Annotated in this window: 1 pseudogene; it reads left to right on the forward strand. The window is 74.5% G+C overall.

Going from position 1 to position 1538, the window contains the following annotated elements:
• Positions 1–129: 129 nt before the first annotated feature.
• A pseudogene (locus ITI46_RS34405) lies at positions 130–1538 on the forward strand (hypothetical protein); the annotation flags it as partial.

Raw genomic sequence — 1538 nt, forward strand, 5'->3', positions numbered from 1 at the left:
GCCCCGCCCGAGCCTGCGAGCCCGCCCCCGCCGGCTGCTCCGCCCGCCGCTCCGCCGGAGCCCGCGGGCCCGCCGACGTACGTACCGACCCAGACCTCGCAGCCGGCGCAGCCCGGCTACGCGCCGCCCATGCCGCCTCCGCAGCCCGTCCAGCCGGGCCCACCCAGCCCTCTCGGGATGTTCCTGGCGCGGACCGTCAAGGGCGACTGGCTGGGCGCGCTGCGCGTCGCCGGCTGGCCACTGGGACTGCTGCTCGTGGCGGCCTGCCTGCTGGGCATCTGGTCCAACGACGACATCGACGACCTGGACATCGGCTGGGGCACCCGGATGCGGGTCGCACTGGCCGCGCTGCTCCAGGGCATCGGCGGCGGGTTCGGGGTCTCCGCCGACCCCGACTACCAGACCAACGGCGCCCGGATCGCAGGAGAAGCGGAGGTCTCCGGACTGCCGTTGCTGGCGACCGCCATATGGATCGGCGCGCTCGTCGTCGCATCCCGCTTCGAGCTGCGCCGGCTCGCTCCGGCCTCGCCGTCGGCCGGTTTCGAGGCGGCGCTGCGGATCGGCGCGCTGTGCGGGCTCGGCGGACTGGCGCTGGGGCTGTACGCCTCTCCGTCGTACGAGGGGCTGGAGTTGGAGTCCTCGCCGGGACTCACCCTGCTGTGGGCGTTCCTGCTCTCCACCTTCGTCGCGGCGCTGGTGCTGACCCGGGGCGGCACCGACGCCTGGCTGGCCGCGCGCCCCGGCGCGCGTGCGGTGACGGGCGCGCTGCGCACCGCGGGGCTCGCGCTGGTGTGTGTGATCGCGCTGGCCTCCGTGGTGATGTTCGTGGTCCTGCTGGCGTCCGCGGACGATGTCGACGCCGATGACGTGTGGGCGCTGGTGGCGATGCTGCCCAATGTCGGGACGCTCGGTCTCGCGCTGGCCTGGGGCGCGCCCATCGATGTGAAGTGGAACATCACCCAGTGGAACGCGGGGCGCGAGTCGTTCGGCTACGGCGAGTTGAACGACCTGGCCCACGGCTGGGCGGTGGTGGGCGCGCTGGCCGGTGGCCTGGCGTGTGCGCTGCTGCTGGGGACGCTGGTGGCGCGGCGCAGCGCCGACCGCCGCGAACAGTTGCTCGCCGCCGGACTCTTCGTCCTCGGGCTGCTGCTGGTCGCCGCGCTGGCCGGGGCGAGCTTCGACGCCGGATTCCGCAACCCGACCGCTGAGATCGACGGCGGCAGCGGTGGCCTCGGTGACGACTACGGCGGCGGCTACGAGGGCGGCGACGGCTACGGCAACGACCTCGGTTCCGGCGACAGCTTCGCGGCACATGGCGAGGTCGCGGCCGGTATCGCCGAACTGCTGCTGTTCGCACTGCTGTGGTCCTACGGCGGCACGCTGCTGGTCCCCTTCATTCGGGCCCAGTTCGGCAAGGGCGGCCCCGGCGGAACCGGCCTGGGCGGCGGCACCGGTCCGGGCGCCGGTGCTTACGGTCCGGGGGGATACGGCGCGGCGGCGTACGGCGCGGGCGCGTACGGCACCCCCGCGTACGGGAG

It is taken from the genome of Streptomyces oryzae (genome assembly GCF_017676365.1).
In the GTDB taxonomy this organism is placed as follows: domain Bacteria; phylum Actinomycetota; class Actinomycetes; order Streptomycetales; family Streptomycetaceae; genus Streptomyces; species Streptomyces oryzae.